Source organism: Catenulispora rubra, assembly GCF_015356825.1.
GTDB classification, from domain to species: Bacteria; Actinomycetota; Actinomycetes; order Streptomycetales; family Catenulisporaceae; genus Catenulispora; species Catenulispora rubra.
In genome coordinates, this window is the sequence record NZ_JAACYW010000270.1 from 1 (window position 1) to 15,947 (window position 15,947).

At 71.4% G+C, this 15,947-nt stretch carries 18 protein-coding genes; 11 read left to right on the plus strand and 7 right to left on the minus strand.

Translation table 11 applies throughout. From position 1 onward, the window contains the following. Nucleotides 1–678 (minus strand): DUF11 domain-containing protein (locus GWK61_RS43240; protein WP_228563907.1); only part of this gene is annotated, 678 nt, incomplete at its 3' end. A 91-nt stretch (nucleotides 679–769) separates the two neighbouring features. On the opposite strand from GWK61_RS43240, the gene ftsH reads away from it, so the two are divergent. Both ftsH and GWK61_RS43250 read left to right on the plus strand, forming a co-directional pair. After that, a complete protein-coding gene (ftsH, locus tag GWK61_RS43245) occupies nucleotides 770–2,731 on the plus strand; it encodes an ATP-dependent zinc metalloprotease FtsH (RefSeq protein ID WP_323748021.1) in 1,962 nt (653 codons plus the stop codon). Between the two features lie 145 nt (nucleotides 2,732–2,876). After that, complete coding sequence (locus tag GWK61_RS43250) at nucleotides 2,877–3,479, plus strand: rhomboid-like protein (RefSeq protein ID WP_194917988.1); 603 nt, start codon at nucleotides 2,877–2,879, stop codon at nucleotides 3,477–3,479. A gap of 76 nt (nucleotides 3,480–3,555) precedes the next feature. On the opposite strand, the gene GWK61_RS43255 is transcribed toward GWK61_RS43250, so the two are convergent. After that, a complete protein-coding gene (locus GWK61_RS43255; protein ID WP_194917991.1) occupies nucleotides 3,556–3,831 on the minus strand; it encodes an HNH endonuclease in 276 nt (91 codons plus the stop codon). A 138-nt stretch (nucleotides 3,832–3,969) separates the two neighbouring features. On the opposite strand from GWK61_RS43255, the gene GWK61_RS43260 reads away from it, so the two are divergent. Continuing rightward, on the plus strand, nucleotides 3,970–4,458 hold the full coding sequence (locus GWK61_RS43260; RefSeq protein WP_194917992.1) for an 8-oxo-dGTP diphosphatase: 489 nt from the start codon (nucleotides 3,970–3,972) through the stop codon (nucleotides 4,456–4,458). A 2-nt stretch (nucleotides 4,459–4,460) separates the two neighbouring features. Here GWK61_RS43260 and GWK61_RS43265 read toward each other — a convergent pair whose 3' ends face one another. Continuing rightward, nucleotides 4,461–4,661, minus strand: a complete 201-nt coding sequence (locus GWK61_RS43265; protein ID WP_194918014.1) for a hypothetical protein — start codon at nucleotides 4,659–4,661, stop codon at nucleotides 4,461–4,463. 61 nt (nucleotides 4,662–4,722) lie between these two features. Here GWK61_RS43265 and GWK61_RS43270 point away from each other — a divergent pair, with 61 nt between their 5' ends. The 3 genes from GWK61_RS43270 (at nucleotide 4,723) to GWK61_RS43280 (ending at nucleotide 7,413) form a co-directional block, all read left to right on the plus strand. Next, entirely contained in the window at nucleotides 4,723–5,250 is a 528-nt protein-coding gene (locus GWK61_RS43270) for a bifunctional adenosylcobinamide kinase/adenosylcobinamide-phosphate guanylyltransferase (protein WP_194917994.1), read from the plus strand. A 44-nt stretch (nucleotides 5,251–5,294) separates the two neighbouring features. Beyond that, entirely contained in the window at nucleotides 5,295–6,500 is a 1,206-nt protein-coding gene (locus tag GWK61_RS43275) for a nicotinate-nucleotide--dimethylbenzimidazole phosphoribosyltransferase (protein ID WP_194917996.1), read from the plus strand. Between the two features lie 130 nt (nucleotides 6,501–6,630). Further along, complete coding sequence (locus tag GWK61_RS43280) at nucleotides 6,631–7,413, plus strand: adenosylcobinamide-GDP ribazoletransferase (protein ID WP_194917998.1); 783 nt, start codon at nucleotides 6,631–6,633, stop codon at nucleotides 7,411–7,413. Here GWK61_RS43280 and GWK61_RS43285 read toward each other — a convergent pair. The 3 genes from GWK61_RS43285 to gcvT form a co-directional block, all read right to left on the minus strand. After that, nucleotides 7,382–8,242, minus strand: coding sequence for an MBL fold metallo-hydrolase (locus GWK61_RS43285; protein ID WP_194918000.1), 861 nt, complete (start codon nucleotides 8,240–8,242; stop codon nucleotides 7,382–7,384). The two genes, GWK61_RS43280 and GWK61_RS43285, sit on opposite strands and share 32 nt — an antisense overlap. 14 nt (nucleotides 8,243–8,256) lie before the next feature. Next, a complete protein-coding gene (locus GWK61_RS43290; RefSeq protein ID WP_194918001.1) occupies nucleotides 8,257–9,204 on the minus strand; it encodes an aldose 1-epimerase family protein in 948 nt (315 codons plus the stop codon). Between the two features lie 65 nt (nucleotides 9,205–9,269). Further along, a complete protein-coding gene (gcvT, locus tag GWK61_RS43295) occupies nucleotides 9,270–10,403 on the minus strand; it encodes a glycine cleavage system aminomethyltransferase GcvT (RefSeq protein ID WP_194918003.1) in 1,134 nt (377 codons plus the stop codon). 234 nt (nucleotides 10,404–10,637) lie between these two features. Here gcvT and GWK61_RS43300 point away from each other — a divergent pair, with 234 nt between their 5' ends. The 3 genes from GWK61_RS43300 to GWK61_RS43310 all read left to right on the plus strand — a co-directional run bounded on the left by GWK61_RS43300 (nucleotide 10,638) and on the right by GWK61_RS43310 (nucleotide 13,378). Next, the gene (locus tag GWK61_RS43300) at nucleotides 10,638–12,158 is read left to right on the plus strand and encodes a leucyl aminopeptidase (protein WP_194918005.1); all 1,521 of its coding nucleotides are present in this window, start codon (nucleotides 10,638–10,640) and stop codon (nucleotides 12,156–12,158) included. A 78-nt stretch (nucleotides 12,159–12,236) separates the two neighbouring features. Beyond that, the gene (locus GWK61_RS43305; protein ID WP_228563909.1) at nucleotides 12,237–13,010 is read left to right on the plus strand and encodes a VIT1/CCC1 transporter family protein; all 774 of its coding nucleotides are present in this window, start codon (nucleotides 12,237–12,239) and stop codon (nucleotides 13,008–13,010) included. Nucleotides 13,011–13,021: 11 nt separating this feature from the next. Continuing rightward, on the plus strand, nucleotides 13,022–13,378 hold the full coding sequence (locus GWK61_RS43310; protein ID WP_194918007.1) for an SEL1-like repeat protein: 357 nt from the start codon (nucleotides 13,022–13,024) through the stop codon (nucleotides 13,376–13,378). Nucleotides 13,379–13,571: 193 nt separating this feature from the next. On the opposite strand, the gene GWK61_RS43315 is transcribed toward GWK61_RS43310, so the two are convergent. Then, nucleotides 13,572–13,946: a hypothetical protein gene (locus GWK61_RS43315; RefSeq protein ID WP_194918009.1), complete on the minus strand. Its 375-nt coding sequence runs from the start codon at nucleotides 13,944–13,946 to the stop codon at nucleotides 13,572–13,574. 180 nt (nucleotides 13,947–14,126) lie between these two features. Here GWK61_RS43315 and lpdA point away from each other — a divergent pair, with 180 nt between their 5' ends. Then, nucleotides 14,127–15,560, plus strand: a complete 1,434-nt coding sequence (gene lpdA, locus GWK61_RS43320) for a dihydrolipoyl dehydrogenase (protein ID WP_194918011.1) — start codon at nucleotides 14,127–14,129, stop codon at nucleotides 15,558–15,560. 91 nt (nucleotides 15,561–15,651) lie between these two features. Beyond that, nucleotides 15,652–15,947: biotin/lipoyl-containing protein (locus tag GWK61_RS43325; RefSeq protein WP_323748023.1), on the plus strand; the 296-nt coding region annotated here is incomplete at its 3' end.

Below are 15,947 nucleotides of genomic sequence, written 5' to 3' on the forward strand. Positions count from 1 at the left end.
CCCCCGCCCACGACGCTTCCGCCAGCACCCGCGGAACCCCGCATACAGCGCCGCGATCACCCCGACGCCCAGCAACCCCGGTTGCCAGTGCTTCGCAGCGCCCGGAGCGGCCGCGCCGGCGATGGCGTCGGGGCCGTCCGTCAGCTGCTCGCGGACTGTGCCGCAGGCGAGTGCGGGGCCGGTCGAGGAGCTGCGGGCGCAGGCCGTGGATGTGAACTGGTGGGTGACCGTGCCGGGCTTGGCGGCGCGGGTGCGCGGCGCCAGGTGCTCGGACTCCTCGACCGTGCCGGCCATCACCTGGTCCGTGAACACCAGGGTGCGGCCGGCGGGGATGTTCGCGGTCCAGCGCAGGGTGTTGTCCTCCTGCTTGGCCTGGGGGCTGGAGTCCACGAGCTGGAAGCCCGCCGGGACGAGGTGGTAGACCTCCAGGTCCGGGTATGAGGTCGGCGACTCGTTGTCGACCCGGACCGTGTAGTCGACGACGTCGCCGGAGTGGGCCGAACGGGTGTCGTCGCTGATGTCGACGCGCACGCCGTTGGCGCTGCCGCTGGCGCTGGCGTCGGTGGGCAGCGTGGGCAGGGAGCCTGCCCGGGCGGCGAGGGTGGACATGGTCCCGACCGTCACCGCCGCGGCGGTGGCCACACCGATGGCCGCCGCGCTCCGCATCATGGTCCGCATTCACTGTGCTTCGGCAGAAACCGGGGTGCGGTTTAACCCATACGGATCTGCCGGCGTTTCGGGACCGCCTCCGCTGACCGACCACTCCCGCGTGAGCGATCCCTCGGTGCCGCCGCGCACGTCTGTACTGGCGAATACAGACCCCGGCCAGCCCTGGCGCGCCGAGGGCACGCCGCCGGAGAAGCCGGGCCCGCCGAACAAGCCGCAGCGCGGGCCGAACGTGCCCGGCGGTTGGTGGCGGCTGCTGCTGACCATGCTGCTGGTCTTCCTGGCCACGGATCTGTTGCTGTCGCTGTTCAACTCCGGCGCCTCCTCGACGAAGGTCCCTTACACCGAGTTCACCAGGCAGGTCGCGGCGAACAACGTCAAGGAGCTCTACTCCAAGGGCGACGCCATCCAGGGCGACCTGAAGGAGAAGGCGCCGGTGCCGGACGACGGCGGCGACACCTACGTCAAGTTCGACACGCAGCGGCCGTCCTGGGCCGAGGACCCGCTGTGGCAGCAGCTGTCGACCAACGGGGTGACGATCACCGCCAAGCCCGTGGTGCAGCAGCAGAGCATCCTGCTCAACCTGCTGATCTCGCTCGCCCCGGTGGCGCTGCTGCTGGGCCTGTGGCTGCTGGTCGCGCGGCGGATGAGCGCCGGGGCGATGGGCGGCCTGGGACGGCGCGGGCCGCCCAAGCCGGTGGCGCCGGAGGAGGGCAAGCGGACGACGTTCGCCGACGTGGCCGGCATCGACGAGGTCGAGGCGCAGCTGGCCGAGGTCGTCGACTATCTGAGGAACCCGGCGCCGTTCCAGGTGATGGGCGCGCGGATGCCCGGCGGCGTGCTGCTGGCCGGGCCGCCCGGGACCGGCAAGACGCTGCTGGCGCGGGCCGTGGCCGGGGAGGCGAACGTGCCGTTCTTCTCGGCGTCGGCCTCGGAGTTCATCGAGATGATCGTCGGCGTCGGCGCCTCCCGGGTGCGCGAGCTGTTCAACGAGGCCCGCAAGGTCGCGCCCTCGATCGTGTTCATCGACGAGATCGACACCATCGGCCGGGCCCGCGGCCGCGGCTCCGGCATCGGCGGCCACGACGAGCGCGAGCAGACGCTGAACCAGATCCTCACCGAGATGGACGGCTTCACCGGCAGCGAGGGCGTGGTGGTGGTCGCGGCCACGAACCGCGCCGACGTCCTGGACCCGGCGCTGACCCGGCCGGGCCGCTTCGACCGGGTGGTGCAGGTCGGGCCGCCGGACCGGGCCGGACGCGAGGCCATCCTGAAGATCCACACCCGCCGCATCCCGCTCGCTCCCGACGCGGACCTGCGGCAGGTCGCGGCGATGACGCCGGGCATGACCGGCGCGGATCTGGCGAACCTGGCGAACGAGGCGGCGCTGCTGGCGGTGGCACGGCACCGACAGGACGTCGGGCCGTCAGAGTTCTCCGACGCACTGGAGAAGATCCAGCTCGGCGCAGAGCGTCCGGTCCTCATCCCGGAGGAGGACCGGCGGCGCACGGCGTACCACGAGAGCGGGCACGCGCTGCTGGGCATGCTCCAGCCGGGCGCGGACCCGGTACGCAAGGTGACGATCGTGCCGCGCGGCCGGGCGCTCGGCGTGACGCTGTCCACGCCGGAGAACGACCGGTATTCGCACACTGAGGACTACCTGCGAGGACGGATCTGCGGCGCGCTCGGCGGCATCGCGGCCGAGCAGGTGGTCTACGGCGACGTGACCACCGGCGCGGAAAGCGACCTGGAGCAGGTGACGGCGATCGCCCGCGGGATGGTCGGGCGCTGGGGCATGAGCGAGCGGATCGGGCGGCTGACGGCGATCCCGGACGACGCGGCCCAGGCGTACGGGCTGTCGGCGGCGCCGGCGACGCTGGACGCGGTGGACTCCGAGGTGCGGCGGATCGTGGCGGAGTGCTACGAGAAGACGGTGACGACGCTGATCGAGAACCGGGAGCGGCTGGACGCGCTGGCGGCGGCGTTGATGGAGCACGAGTCGCTGGGTGAGGCGGACGCTTATCGGGCGGCGGGGGTGCCGCGGCAGGTGCGGGACCCGGATTAGCGAACCAGGTCGGCGAGTCGGATTGCGAGCCTGATCGGCGAGCCTGACTGGCGAGCCCGATCGATTGGTCGGATTAGTAAGTCGGATCAGCGAACCAGGTCGGCGTGTCGGATTAGCAAGGGGCGGGCGTGGCAATCGTCACAGTGTGCTGAGCCGGCTGCCCGCCGACGTGTGGGACTACGTGCGCGACGCCCCTGGGACGTACCTGTGGCTGGTCGCGCTGGTCGGCGTGTCCCAGTACGTCAGGCGGCTGCCCGCGGACCGTGCGGCGAAGCTGCTGGAGGCGAACTCCACCAACCTGGACCGGCTGCGGCGGGCCCCGATCAAGGTGATGGTCACAAGTCTGTTCTTCACCGTCGGGACCAGCTGGTTGTTCTACGCGGTGACGTACAGCGTCCTCCACGCCCCGACCGAGCACTGGCTGGGGACCTGGCGGTGGCTGGCGGTCCTGGGGACGGCGCACGTCGGGGCCACGCTGCTGAGCGAGGGATGGGTCGCGAGGGAGATCCGGGCGGGACGGCTTCCGCAGTCGGAGCGCACCACGACCGACTACGGGGTCAGCTATGCGCAGGCCGGGGCGGCGGCGGTGTTGGCGTACCGGATCCCGATGCCGTGGCGGGTGCCGTATCTCGTGGTGCTGATCGTGTTCTACGGGTACGGGTGGTTCAAGAACCGGCGGGACTTCACCGCGATCGGGCATCTGTGCGCGCTGGCGATCGGGTTCGCCTGCTTCTGGATCGCGCCCTGAGGCGTTGGCGCCTGAGGCATACGGCAGATACGGCAGACTTGAGGGACTTGAGGGACTTGAGTATTCGACAGGTTGTCTAGCTCTTGTTTTTCTTCTCGCCGTCGGACGGCCGGACTTTGATGGCGACGAAACGCCCGGCTTCCCACTCCAGTGCCGCCTTCTGCGCGGCGTGCCACGTACACAGGCCGAGCAGGTTGTCGAGGGAGTGGTCGTCCTTCTTCCCGGCGTGGACGACCATGCTGGCCTCGCGGGAGCAGCCGACGGCGAAGTGGGCGTGCTTCCATTCGCAGCGCCGGCCACAGCGCCGCATGACTTTGCGTACCAGCCGGTTCCAGTTTCGCGGTAGCTTCACCAGATCCTGCGATCCACTCACATAGGAGAGTTCCCCTGAATATCCGATCGGCGCGCGGGACGCATGTGTTGATCACCTCAACGAGTGACGTGTGACCGCCGCGAGGTGACCGTCCCAGCGGATGGCTAGGCTCGCGGGATGCTGATCGCCACCTCCGCGCTGCTGCGGCGCACCGGATCCGATGGACGTCCCGAAGTGCTGATGGGGCTGAAGAAGACCGGTTTCGGCGCCGGTCTGGTCAACTGCCCGGGCGGCAAGCTCGAACCCGGGGAGACGCCGGCGGAGGCGGTCGTGCGGGAGTTCGCGGAGGAGACCGGCATGACGCTGGCGGTGGGCGACCTGAATCCGGCCGCCGAGCTGGTGTTCCGGTTCCCGGACGTGCCGGAGTGGGATGACATCCGGCTGCACTACTTCACCGCGACGAAGTACGTGGGGGAACCGCAGGAGAGTGTGGAATTCGCCGCGCAGTGGTTGCCCGAGGCGGATCTGGAGTACGAGCGCATGTGGGACGACTCACGCCTGTGGCTGCCATCGGTGCTGGCCGGCGAGCACGTCGTGATGGACGTCACCTACGCCGGCCGCAGCAAAGTGGCCTCTTATACCCGCGAGCCGTCGCCGGCCGAGTGAGGCTATTGCTCCACCGGGTGCAGCGACATCGGGCCGTAGACGACGGCGCCGTCCTCCAGCAGCGTGACCTGGTCGACGCCGGCCTCCAGCAGGTCCTTCCAGTTCTCTCCGATCCAGCTTTCGGCGTCGGACTGCGTGGAGAACTCCTCCGGCTTCGCACCGGTATCCTTCTCGCCGCCAGCGGTGTCCTCATAACGCCACATGAAAGTCACAGTGTTGACCCCTTCGATCGCCCAGCCGTCGCTGAATAACATAACGCGCACGTTGATCCTTGGCGGGGCGCGTTCGGGGAAGTCCGCCGAGGCCGAGCGCCGGCTCACCCTCCTGGCTGACGATGCCGTGTATGTCGCGACCGGTGGCCACCGCGAGGGTGACGCCGACTGGGCCGAGCGGGTGCTGCGGCACCGGAAGCAGCGGCCGGACTCGTGGGAGACCGTGGAGACGACGGACGTCGCGGCGGTACTGCGCGCCGCGAACCGGCCGGTGCTGGTGGACTGCCTGACGCTGTGGCTGACCGCGATGATGGACCAGGTTGGGGCATGGGACGACGAGGCGTGGCGGGACGGCGGGGAGCGGGAGCTGGCGGCGCTGTTCGACGAGCTGGAGGCGGCTTGGCGGGCGGCGGCGGTGCCGGTGCTGGCGGTGAGCAATGAGGTGGGCTTCGGGATCGTGCCGGAGAGCGCGGCGGTGCGGCGGTTCCGGGACGAGCAGGGGCGGCTGAACCAGCGGATCGCAGCGGCTTCGGACGCGGTGGTGCTGATGGTGGCGGGGATCGCGGTCGGGGTGAAGTAGGGCTTCCCCGCGCGCGGGGCACCGCCGCTAGGCTGTTCGGCACCATGAACGCGTCCGAGAACCCCACCCCCGAATCGGCCGAGCAGCCCGAGCCCGTCGAGGTCGTCGAGGCAGCGATCGAGACCGAGACCGTCATCGAGGCCGAGGCCGTGATCGAGGCCAGCGATTCGGCAGACGAATCCGCCGACGCACCGGCCGGGCCCGAGCCGCTGAACCTCGACAAGCTCGCCGACCAGGCCGAGCGCCCCGACGAGGCGGCGCGCGACGTGCTGCGGACCCGGCTCGCCGAGCTGGCCGTCCCCGCCGCCGGGCTCGGGCGGCTGGAGGAGCTGGCGGTCTGGCTGGCCGGCGCGCGCGGCGACGGGCAGGCGCGGCCGATCGAGCGGGCCCGGGTCGTGGTGTTCGCCGGCGACCACGGGGTGGCCTCGCTCGGCGTGTCGGCCACGGCGGCGGAGCAGGCGCTCGCCGTCACCGCGGCGCGGGTGAAGCAGATCGAGGACGGCGGCGGCGCGGTCGGCGTGCTGGCCCGGCTGCACGGCGCGACGGTGCGCGTGGTCGACGTCTCGGCCGGCCGGCCGTCGGGGCGCATCGACAAGGAGGACGCGGCGACCCGCGAGGAGACCGAGGAGGCGTTCCGGCTCGGCATGGCGATCGCCGACGCCGAGGCCGACTCCGGCGCCGACGTGCTGATCCCGGCCCTGGTCGGCGTGGGCGGCAGCACGGTGGCCTCGGCCCTGTCCGGCGTCCTGACCGGCAAGGACGCGGCGGCGGTCACCGGACGCGGCTCGGGCGTCGACGACGCGGCGTGGATGCGCAAGTGTGCGGCCGTGCGCGATGCGATGCGCCGCGGCCGTCCAGTGCTCGGCGACCAGCTGGAGCTGCTGGCGAAGGTCGGCGGACGCGACTTCGCCGCGCTGACCGGCTTCCTGCTGCAGGCCGTGATCCGGCGCGTGCCGGTGCTGCTGGACGGCGTGACGACCACCGCGTGCGCGATGCTCGTGCAGCGCATCGCCTACCGCTCGCCGCAGTGGCTGCTGGCCGGCGCGCTGTCGCCGGAGCCCGCGCACAAGGCGGCGCTGGACCGGCTGTCGCTGGAGCCGCTGGTCGAGGGCTACGACGTGCGGCAGGCCGAGGGGGCGCTCGGGCTGCTGGCGCTGCCGATGCTGAAGGCCGCCGCCGCGCTGGCCACGGAGCTGGCGACGTTCGGCGAGGCCGGGATTCCGGAGCCGGTGCTGCGGTCGCGGGTGTGAGGGATTTCGGCGCGGGGGCTTTCGACGCAGAGACTTCCGGCGCGAGGGCTTACGGCGCAGCGCCTTTCGGCATGAGGGCTTTCGGCGTGAAAGCTCTCGGCGGGCAGTCGCGAAACCCGACCACCGCACCATGACCGCACTCTCCGGCCTCCGTCTCGCCTTCTCGACGCTGACCGCACTCCCCGTCGGCCCGCCCCGCGACGTCGACCGGTCGGTGGCGGGGCGGGCGATGGCGTGCGCCCCGGCGGTCGGCGCCGTACTCGGTGCGGCAGCGGGGGCGGTCGGCGCGGGGCTCGGGTGGTGGACCTCCAGTCCCGTCGTGGCGGCGGTCGGCGGGGTGGCGACGCTGGCGGCGCTGACCCGCGGGCTGCACCTCGACGGCCTCGCCGACACCGCCGACGGCTTGGGCTCGGCGAAGCCCGCAGCCGACGCGCTGCGCATCATGAAGGCCTCGGACATCGGCCCGTTCGGCGTCATCACGCTGGTCCTGGCACTGCTCGGGCAGGTGCTGCTGCTCGCGAGCGCTTGGAGCCAGCACGGCGCGTGGTACGGAGCGTGCGGGATCGCAGTGGCCTGCGTCGCCGGACGCCTCGCGGTGACCTGGGCCTGCCGACCCGGCGTCCCCTCGGCCCGGCCCGACGGCCTCGGGGCGTGGGTGGCGGGGAGCGTGTCGCGCGTGGCGGTCGGTGTGGCGTCGGCGGGGGCGTTGGTCGCGGCGGGCGTCACAGGGTTCTGCGTGAGCCACGGTGGCGCGCGCTGGCTGCTGTGGCCGGCCGCGGTCGTGGTGGGTATCGGAGCGTCAACGGCGTTGCTGCGCCATACGATCCGCCGCTTCGGAGGCATCACCGGGGACGTGCTCGGTGCGCTCGTCGAGGTCGGCTTCACCGTCGCGTTGCTGATTGTGGCGCGTTGACCACGATGAAGTCCTCGAAGCGGTGCGCGCCGCGGCGGCCGTCTACCCGCACCGCCGCGTCCCGCAAAGCCGTCAGCTGCGCGACCGTCATCGGTAGTGCCCGCTCGTGCGGCTGGTACGTCGCGCCGATCGGGTAGTCGCGGTACGGCCGGTCGGTCATCTCGACGTGGCAGCCCATCACCCAGGTCACCTCGTGCGCGGCGCAGAAGGCCACGAGGCGGTTCAGTGTGGCCACGAGTTCGGGGAAGTCGGCGACGTAGATGCGGCCCGGGTACACCATGTCGCCGGTCAGGAGGAAGCCGGTCGCGGAGTCGTGGAACACCACGCCCGCGGCGTGGTGGCCCGGTGCGCCGATGGCTCGCAGGACGCGGCCGCCGCCGAGGTCGAACGGGACTTCCTGGTCCGGCCAGTGTGCGTCGTCGAAGCCGAAGAAGGCTCGGACCGCCTCCGGCTCCTTCGCGACGACCACAGTGTTCGGGCGGCCTGCGAACTGTGCGTCCGCCGCGATGTGGTCGCCGTGGCCGTGGGTGTGTGCGACCACAAGCTCATACCCGTCGCGCGGGTGGCGGCGCAGCCAGTCGGCGACAAGGGAATCGACCGTCTCCCGCAGTGGGAAGACCGCGGGGTCGGCGGTGGCGCCGGTGTCGAGCAGGAGCGCGCGGTCGGCGCCGAACAGCAGGTAGATGAACGGCGCCTCGTAGTTCGTGCTCTTACTCTGCCGCAGGATCACCGTGCGCTCGTCATAGGCCTGCGCCTGGATCGGGGGCTCCGACGCCGAGCTCCAGCGGGGTACCCCGTGGTTCCAGCGGAGGTCCAGCGGGTTCGCCATCGCCCTACGCCGCCCTACGCCGCCCCGACCACGATCCCCCAGGTGTGGGTCACCGAGTCGCCGGGGGCCAGGTCGATGACGGCCTTGCCGCTCGCGAAGGCGTTCGGCGGGCAGCTCATCGGCTCCACGGCGAGCGCCGAGCGGCGGTAGGGGTCGTTCAGCGGGTCGCCGGAGAACAGCTGGACCCACTCCAGCCCCTCGCCGAACCACATCGTCACGCCCTCGGTGCCCTGGCCCAGGGTCACGCGGGCGCGGCCGTCGGCGTCGCGGACGATGTCGGTGAAGGCCGTGTCCAGCGTCACGCCGCGCAGCGGGCGGCGGTCGCGGAAGTCGTACGGCGTGCCGCCGACCGGCACCTCGCACTGCGGGATCATGCGCTCGTCGACCATCAGCCAGCGGCCGGCCGGGACGCGGGCCAGGCCCTGCGGGCCGTCCAGGCCGCCGTCGACCTTCAGGTACGCGTGCGAGCCGAGGCCGTAGGGCGCGTCCCAGTCGCCGGCGTTGCGCGCGGTCACCGAGATCGTCAGGCCCTCGTCCGCGTCCAGGGTGTACTGCGCGGCGACGTCGAGCAGGAAGGGGTAGCCGGGCTGAGGTTCCAGGCGCACGGTCAGGCGGAGCGTGGAGTCGGTGTGGGTGTCCACCTGCCAGGAGGCGTGGCGGGTCAGGCCGTGGATCGCGTTGTGGTGGGCCGGCTCGCTGATCTCCAGTTCGCGCTCCACGCCGCGGAACTTGTACTTGCCGTCGCGGATGCGGTTCGGCCAGGGGATGAGCAGCTGGCCGCTGCCGCCGACCGGGGCGCCGTCCTCGGGGAACTCCATGACCAGTTCCCGGTTGTCCTGTCGCAGGGACCTGAGAGCGGCCCCGACTTCCGTCACCACGGCGGTGTACTCCCCCGCCTTGATCGTGTACTGCTCTCCGGTCGGCCGCTCGCCACCACCGCTTGCATCGGGGACGCTGATCATGACGACATGCTCCCACGAGCGTGCCCCCGGCGCTCGGGCCGGGGGCGGATCGCCGGGACCGGGGATCAGCCGCGGGTGCGGACGACGACGAACGGAGGCTTCACCACCGTGAACGCCGCCGCCTTTCCACGCACGTCGAGGTACACGGTGTCGCCCTCGGTGAGGTCGCGGTCGAGCAGCGCCAGGCCGATGCCCTCGCGCAGGGACGGCGAGAAAGTTCCAGAGGTGACCTCGCCGATCTGCTTGCCGTCGGCGTCGTTCACCACCATGTGCGCCCGCGGGATCGCGCGGTCCACGGCGCGGATGCCGCGCAGCAGACGCTTCGCGCCGGCCTCACGCTCGGCCAGCAGCACTTCGCGGCCCCAGAACGCCGGCTTCTTCCAGCCCACGGCCCAGCCGGCGCGCGCCATGTTCGGCGTGATGTCCATCGACAGGTCCTGGCCGTGCAGCGGGTAGCCCATCTCGGTGCGCAGGGTGTCGCGGGCGCCGAGGCCGCAGGCGCGGATCTCGAACTCCTCGCCGGCCGCGATCAGCGCGTCCCACAGCGCTTCGGTCTTGTCCCACGGCGCGACCAGTTCGTAGCCGTGCTCGCCGGTGTAGCCGGTGCGGCAGACCGTGAGCGGCGCGTCCTGGAAGGCGGCGACGGCGAAGGACATGTAGTCGTGGTCGGTGGGCAGGCCGAGCTCGGCCAGCACCTCGGCCGACTTCGGGCCCTGAACCGCCAGCACGCCGAAGTCGCGGTGCCGGTTCTCGATCGTGACGCCGTCGGGCGCGGCGGCCTGCAGGCGGCGGACGACCTCGGCGGTGTTGGCCGCGTTGGGGATCAGGAAGACGTCCTCGGGGCCGTTGAGGTAGGCGATGAGGTCGTCGACGACACCGCCGGTGGCGTCGTCGCAGCACAGCGTGTACTGGGCCTGCCCGGGCTCGATCCGCTGCAGGTCGTTGGCCAGCACGGAGTTCACGAACGCCGCCGCGCCGGGGCCGGTGACCGAGGCCTTGCCGAGGTGGCTGACGTCGAAGACGCCGACCTGCTCCCGGACCGCGGCGTGCTCCTTGAGCACCCCTCCGGCACCGGCTTCGCCGGAATCAGACTCCAGCCTGTACTCGATCGGCATGTCCCAGCCGCCGAAATCGGACATCTTCGCGCCCAGGGCGACGTGCCGGGCATGCAGGGGCGAGGTCAGGAGATCGCTGGTCACATGGCGAGACGATACCCGAGCAGCCGCCCCGGCCGGGCCGCGGCCGAGGCGGTGCGCACGGACGCGGCCGGAGCGGGCAAGGTCATCCCGGCGTCTCGCCCGGCATGCCGGTACGGAATACAGTCGCCTAAAGTAACGATGACCCGGGTGACGGCCGCCTCGACCGTGTGATGTGAAGGGCGATCCCCTTCCCCGCCAGAATCTGCAGATGTCCTAGCGAGAACTGGATCAACGATGACCTCGATCTCCCTGTCCGCTACCGCGACCGGCAAGGCGGACGCCGTCGTAGTCGGCGTGTACGCCACCGAGACCGCCAAGGGGGTCAAGGGCGTCGCCCTGGCGCCCGGCGCCGAAGCCGTGGACGCGGCCTACGGCGGCGCCCTGGCCAAGGCGCTGGACCTGGTCGGCGCAGCCGGCAAGGACGGCGAGCTGACCAGGGTGCCGGCGCAGGGCGACGTCAAGGCGCCGCTGATCGTCGCCGTGGGCCTGGGCAAGAAGCCCGGCAAGGGCGAGCACCTGAGCACCGACACCCTGCGCAAGTCGGCCGCCGCCGCGGCCCGCTCGCTCAGCGGCAAGGCCAAGGCCGTCTTCGCGCTGCCGGCCGAGGACGCCGAGCAGGCCGGCACGGTGGCCGAGGGCGTGCTGCTCGGTGCCTACGCGTGGGAGGGCCTCAAGGCCCCGCGCAAGGACGCGAAGGGCCCGGTGGCCGAGGTCACGCTGGTCACCGCGGCGGCCAAGCAGGCCGCGGTGAAGAAGGCCGTGGACCGGGCCGCCACCGTCGCCGGCGCCGTGAACCTGGCCCGCGACCTGATCAACACCCCGCCGTCGCACCTTTACCCGCAGACCTTCGCCGAGCGCGCGCAGGCCGAGGTGAAGGACGCCGGGCTGGCCGGCCTGAGCATCGAGGTGCTGGACGAGAAGGCGCTGACCAAGGGCGGCTACGGCGGCATCATGGGCATCGGCAAGGGCTCGGCCAAGCCGCCGCGCCTGGTGCGCGTGACCTACCGGCACCCGAAGGCGAAGAAGCACCTGGCGCTGGTCGGCAAGGGCATCACTTTCGACACCGGCGGCATCTCGCTGAAGCCGGCCAACGCGATGGACACCATGAAGTCGGACATGAGCGGCGCGGCCGCGGTGTTCTCCGCGACGCTGGCCGTGGCCCGCGAGGAGGTGCCGGTCAACATCACCACGTACCTGTCGCTGGCCGAGAACATGCCCGGCGGCGGCGCGGTGAAGGTCTCGGACGTCATCACCATGTACGGCGGCAAGACCGTCGAGATCATGAACACCGACGCCGAGGGCCGCGTGGTCATGGCCGACGCCCTGGCCCGGGCCAGCGAGGACGGCCCGGACCTGCTCCTGGACGTCGCGACCCTGACCGGCGCGCAGGTCCTGGCGCTGGACCGGCTGTCCGCGGTGATGGGCAACGACGACGAGCTGCGCACCCGCATCGTGGAGACCGCGAAGGCCGCCGGCGAGGAGATGTGGCCGATGCCGCTGCCGGAGTACCTGCGCGAGACCATCGACACCCAGAGCGCCGACATCTCGAACATGGGGCAGCGCATGGGCGGCATGCTGGTCGCCGGCCTGTTCCTGCGCGAGTTCGTCGGCGAGGGCATCAAATGGGCGCACCTGGACATCGCCGGCGCCTCGTTCAACGAGAAGGCCCCGTACGGCGACACGCCGAAGGGCGGCACCGGCGCCGCGGTGCGGACGCTGGTGAAGCTGGCCGAGGACCTGGGTTCGGGCAAGTAAAGCCCCACGCTGATCCGAAGCGGTCATTTCCCGGGACGGGAGGTGACCGCTTCGGCGTTCGCGGGTAGGCGTGTCGCCATGAGCGCGGACGACGGCACCGATTCCAGCGATTCCAGCGAATCCAGTGGTTCCGGCGATTCCGGCGATTCCACCGCGCATCCCGCGCACGACCCGCACGAAGGACTCGGGGCCCGACTGAACTGGCTGCGGGCCGGCGTCCTGGGCGCCAACGACGGCATCGTCTCCACGGCCGGCCTGGTGGTCGGCGTCGCCGGGGCCACCGACACCCAGTCCACGCTGCTGGCCTCCGGCATCGCCGGGCTGCTGGCCGGTTCGCTGTCGATGGCCTCCGGCGAGTACGTCTCGGTGTCCACGCAGCGCGACACCGAGAAGGCCGCCCTGGCGCTGGAGCGCAGGGAACTGGCCGAGTCGCCGGAGGCGGAGTTCGAGGAGCTGGTCGGCCTGTACCGCGACAAGGGACTGACGGAGACCACCGCCCGCCGGGTCTCGCAGGAGCTGACCGCGCACGACGCGCTCGGCGCACACGCGCAGACCGAACTCGGTATTAACCCCGACGACCTGGCGAACCCCTGGAGCGCGGCGATCGCCAGCTTCGTCGCGTTCAGCGTCGGGGCGCTGCTGCCGCTGCTGGCGATCGTGCTGCCGCCGCACGACTGGCGGGTGCCGGTGACGGTGGTCAGTGTGCTGATCGCGCTGGTCGCCACCGGCTGGTTCAGCGCGCGGCTGGGCCGGGCGGCGCCGGGGCGCGCGATCGCGCGGAACGTCGTCGGCGGGGCGCTGGCCATGGGGATCACGTACTTGGTCGGGACGCTGATCGGCAAAGTGGATTAGCGTGTTCGGCTATGTGGCAACTGCACGAGCGAAAGCGAATAGAGCACTGGCAGAAGGCGGCGGCGGCCGGCGATTCCGACGCGATGCTCCACCTAGCGCACGCGGCCAGGCATCACGACCCCGCCGAAGCAGAGCGCTGGCTGCGCTCGGCCGCCGACCTCGGGAATCTGGAAGCGGTCCACAAGCTGGGCGTCCTGATGTGGCACCGCGGGGAGTACGAGGGCGGTGAAGACCTCGTCCACCGGGCCGCGCTCGGCGGGTATCAGGACGCGATCGCCACCATGGGCCAGCTCTGCGAGAAGCGGGGCGATCTCAAGGGCGCCGACGCGTGGTTCTGCAAGATCGCCGCCGACGACGACAGCGACTGAGGGCAGAGCACCGGCGCACCGGCGGATGGCGACGGGCTCGCGCAGTCGGCGACCCGCCACGCCTTCCCGACCTCGCGCCATATCGCGCCGCCGCGCACAGTCCGCGATCCACCGCGCTTTCCCGGCATCCCAACACATAGCGCTACCTCGCGCCGCCCGGCGCCGCCAGCGCCGTCTCGCGCCGTCCCGCGCCTCAGCCCCCGTCCAAGCGCCGCTTGTCCTCCTCGGCGCGCTTGCGCGTCCAGTCCCGCATGCGCTGCGGGTAGCCGACCACGTCGGCGTCGTAGGCGGGAATCCCCAACGCCCGGGCCAACGCGTGCGCCTGTTGCGGGCTGCGGACCCGCCGCCGCGTCCACTCCCCGGACGCCGCGATGAAGACCACTGTGGTGTCGGTCACAGCGGTGCGCGGCTCTATGTACGCCTCGACGCCGATGCGGCTGCGGGCGAACTCGCTCAGGTGCGCTTCCGCCGCAGCCAGTTCCTGAGTGGATCTCCTGCTGGGCGCCGGGGCGGCCGGTCCGGGTGCCGAAGCGGGCAGGCTGGGGCGGCGTCGGCGGAACAGGGGCATAACCACTCCCGGAAGATCGTTGCTCCCTCGCGCCGGGCCGTGGGGCTCGGCGAAAGTCGGGTCCGCACGCGGACTAGACTGGCTTTCCGGTCGCGGATGCGCTACCCGCGACTCCGCGTCCGTCCGTTTGCTGACCCTTCCACAGCAGTGTGTCAGTGTGGGGCGGAACCGGACCGGTGAATGCGACAGCAGGCAGCGAGAAGAGGAACGCACGTGGCAGGCGACAACCAGTTCGACTTGGTCATCCTCGGCGGCGGCTCGGGCGGCTACGCCTGTGCTTTCCGGGCGGCGGACCTCGGGATGAGCGTGGCGCTCATCGAGAAGGCCGAGGTCGGCGGGACCTGTCTGCACCGGGGCTGCATCCCCACCAAGGCGCTGCTGCACGCCGGCGAGATCGCGGACAACACCCGCGAGGCCGCGCAGTTCGGCGTCGCGGCCACCTTCCAGGGCATCGACATGGCCGCCGTCAACTCCTACAAGGACGGCGTCGTCGGCCAGCTGTACAAGGGCCTGCAGGGCATTGTGAAGGCCCGCAAGATCGAGTTCATCGCCGGCGAGGGCCGCCTGGTCTCGGCGAACACGGTCCAGGTCAACGGCCAGAACGTGACGGGCGCGAACGTGGTGCTGGCGACCGGCTCGGTGCCGAAGTCGCTGCCCGGCCTGGAGATCGACGGCAACCGCGTCATCTCCAGCGACCACGCGCTCAAGCTCGACTACGTCCCGGCCTCCGCGATCATCCTCGGCGGCGGCGTCATCGGCTGCGAGTTCGCCTCGGTCTGGAAGTCCTTCGGGACCGACGTGACCATCATCGAAGGCCTGCCGCACCTGGTCCCGCTGGAGGACGAGAACTCCTCCAAGCTGCTGGAGCGCGCTTTCCGCCGCCGCGGCATCAAGTACGAACTGGGCAACTTCTTCTCGGGCGTCGAGTACACCGAGAACGGCGTGCGCGCCTCCATCGCCAACGGCAAGACCGTCGAGGCCGACCTGATGCTGGTGGCCGTCGGCCGCGGCCCGGTCTCCGCGGGCCTGGGCTACGAGGAGGCGGGCGTGGCGATGGACCGCGGCTACGTCAAGGTCGACCAGTACTGCCGCACCTCGGTCCCCGGCGTCTACGCCGTCGGCGACCTGATCCCGACCCTGCAGCTGGCGCACGTCGGCTTCGCCGAGGGCATCCTGGTGGCCGAGCACATCGCGGGCCTGGCTGGGCTGTATTCAGGAGCAGTGGCCCCGATCGACTACGACGGCGTGCCGCGCGTCACCTACTCCCACCCCGAGGTCGCCTCGATGGGCCTGACCGAGGCGCAGGCCAAGGTCAAGCACGGCGACGCCGGCGTGAAGACGTTCAACTACGACCTCGCCGGCAACGGCAAGAGCAAGATCCTGAAGACCTCGGGCCAGGTCAAGGTGGTCCAGCAGGTCGACGGCCCGGTGCTCGGCATCCACATGGTGGGCGACCGGATGGGTGAACTCGTCGGCGAGGCCCAGTTGATCTTCAACTGGGAGGCGCTGCCGCAGGAGGTCGCCCAGCTCGTGCACGCGCACCCGACGCAGACCGAGGCGCTGGGTGAGGCCATGATGGCCCTGGCCGGCAAGCCGCTCCACGTCCACGACTGATAAGCCTGCTGTATGGACACCGCAGGACACAGCCTGCGGAAACCCTGAGAATTCTGCACGGAATGTTCTGCGAAGGAGATAGAGAGCGCTCATGTCGGTCTCAGTAGTTCTGCCCGCGATGGGTGAGTCGGTCACCGAGGCCACCATCACCCGCTGGCTGAAGAAGGAAGGCGACCGGGTCGAGGTCGACGAGCCGCTGCTCGAAGTCTCCACCGACAAGGTCGACACCGAGATCCCGTCCCCGGCGGCCGGCTTCCTGGTGTCGATCAAGGTCGGCGAGGACGAGACGGTCGAGGTCGGCGCGGAGCTGGCGGTCATCGGGGACACCGCGGACGCGGGTCCGGCGGCGCCGGCCGCCGCCGCGCCGGCTGCTGCTCCCGCCCCGGC

Excerpts from the sequence above, each read along its gene's own strand:
- GWK61_RS43260 (WP_194917992.1), top strand. The coding sequence starts at position 3,970 with ATGCTGATCGCCACCTCCGCGCTGCTGCGGCGCACCGGATCCGATGGA.
- GWK61_RS43265 (WP_194918014.1), bottom strand. The coding sequence starts at position 4,661 with ATGTGGCGTTATGAGGACACCGCTGGCGGCGAGAAGGATACCGGTGCG.
- GWK61_RS43275 (WP_194917996.1), top strand. The coding sequence starts at position 5,295 with ATGAACGCGTCCGAGAACCCCACCCCCGAATCGGCCGAGCAGCCCGAG.
- GWK61_RS43280 (WP_194917998.1), top strand. The coding sequence starts at position 6,631 with ATGACCGCACTCTCCGGCCTCCGTCTCGCCTTCTCGACGCTGACCGCA.
- GWK61_RS43285 (WP_194918000.1), bottom strand. The coding sequence starts at position 8,242 with ATGGCGAACCCGCTGGACCTCCGCTGGAACCACGGGGTACCCCGCTGG.
- GWK61_RS43290 (WP_194918001.1), bottom strand. The coding sequence starts at position 9,204 with ATGATCAGCGTCCCCGATGCAAGCGGTGGTGGCGAGCGGCCGACCGGA.
- GWK61_RS43300 (WP_194918005.1), top strand. The coding sequence starts at position 10,638 with ATGACCTCGATCTCCCTGTCCGCTACCGCGACCGGCAAGGCGGACGCC.
- GWK61_RS43305 (WP_228563909.1), top strand. The coding sequence starts at position 12,237 with ATGAGCGCGGACGACGGCACCGATTCCAGCGATTCCAGCGAATCCAGT.
- GWK61_RS43310 (WP_194918007.1), top strand. The coding sequence starts at position 13,022 with ATGTGGCAACTGCACGAGCGAAAGCGAATAGAGCACTGGCAGAAGGCG.
- GWK61_RS43315 (WP_194918009.1), bottom strand. The coding sequence starts at position 13,946 with ATGCCCCTGTTCCGCCGACGCCGCCCCAGCCTGCCCGCTTCGGCACCC.
- lpdA (WP_194918011.1), top strand. The coding sequence starts at position 14,127 with ATGCGACAGCAGGCAGCGAGAAGAGGAACGCACGTGGCAGGCGACAAC.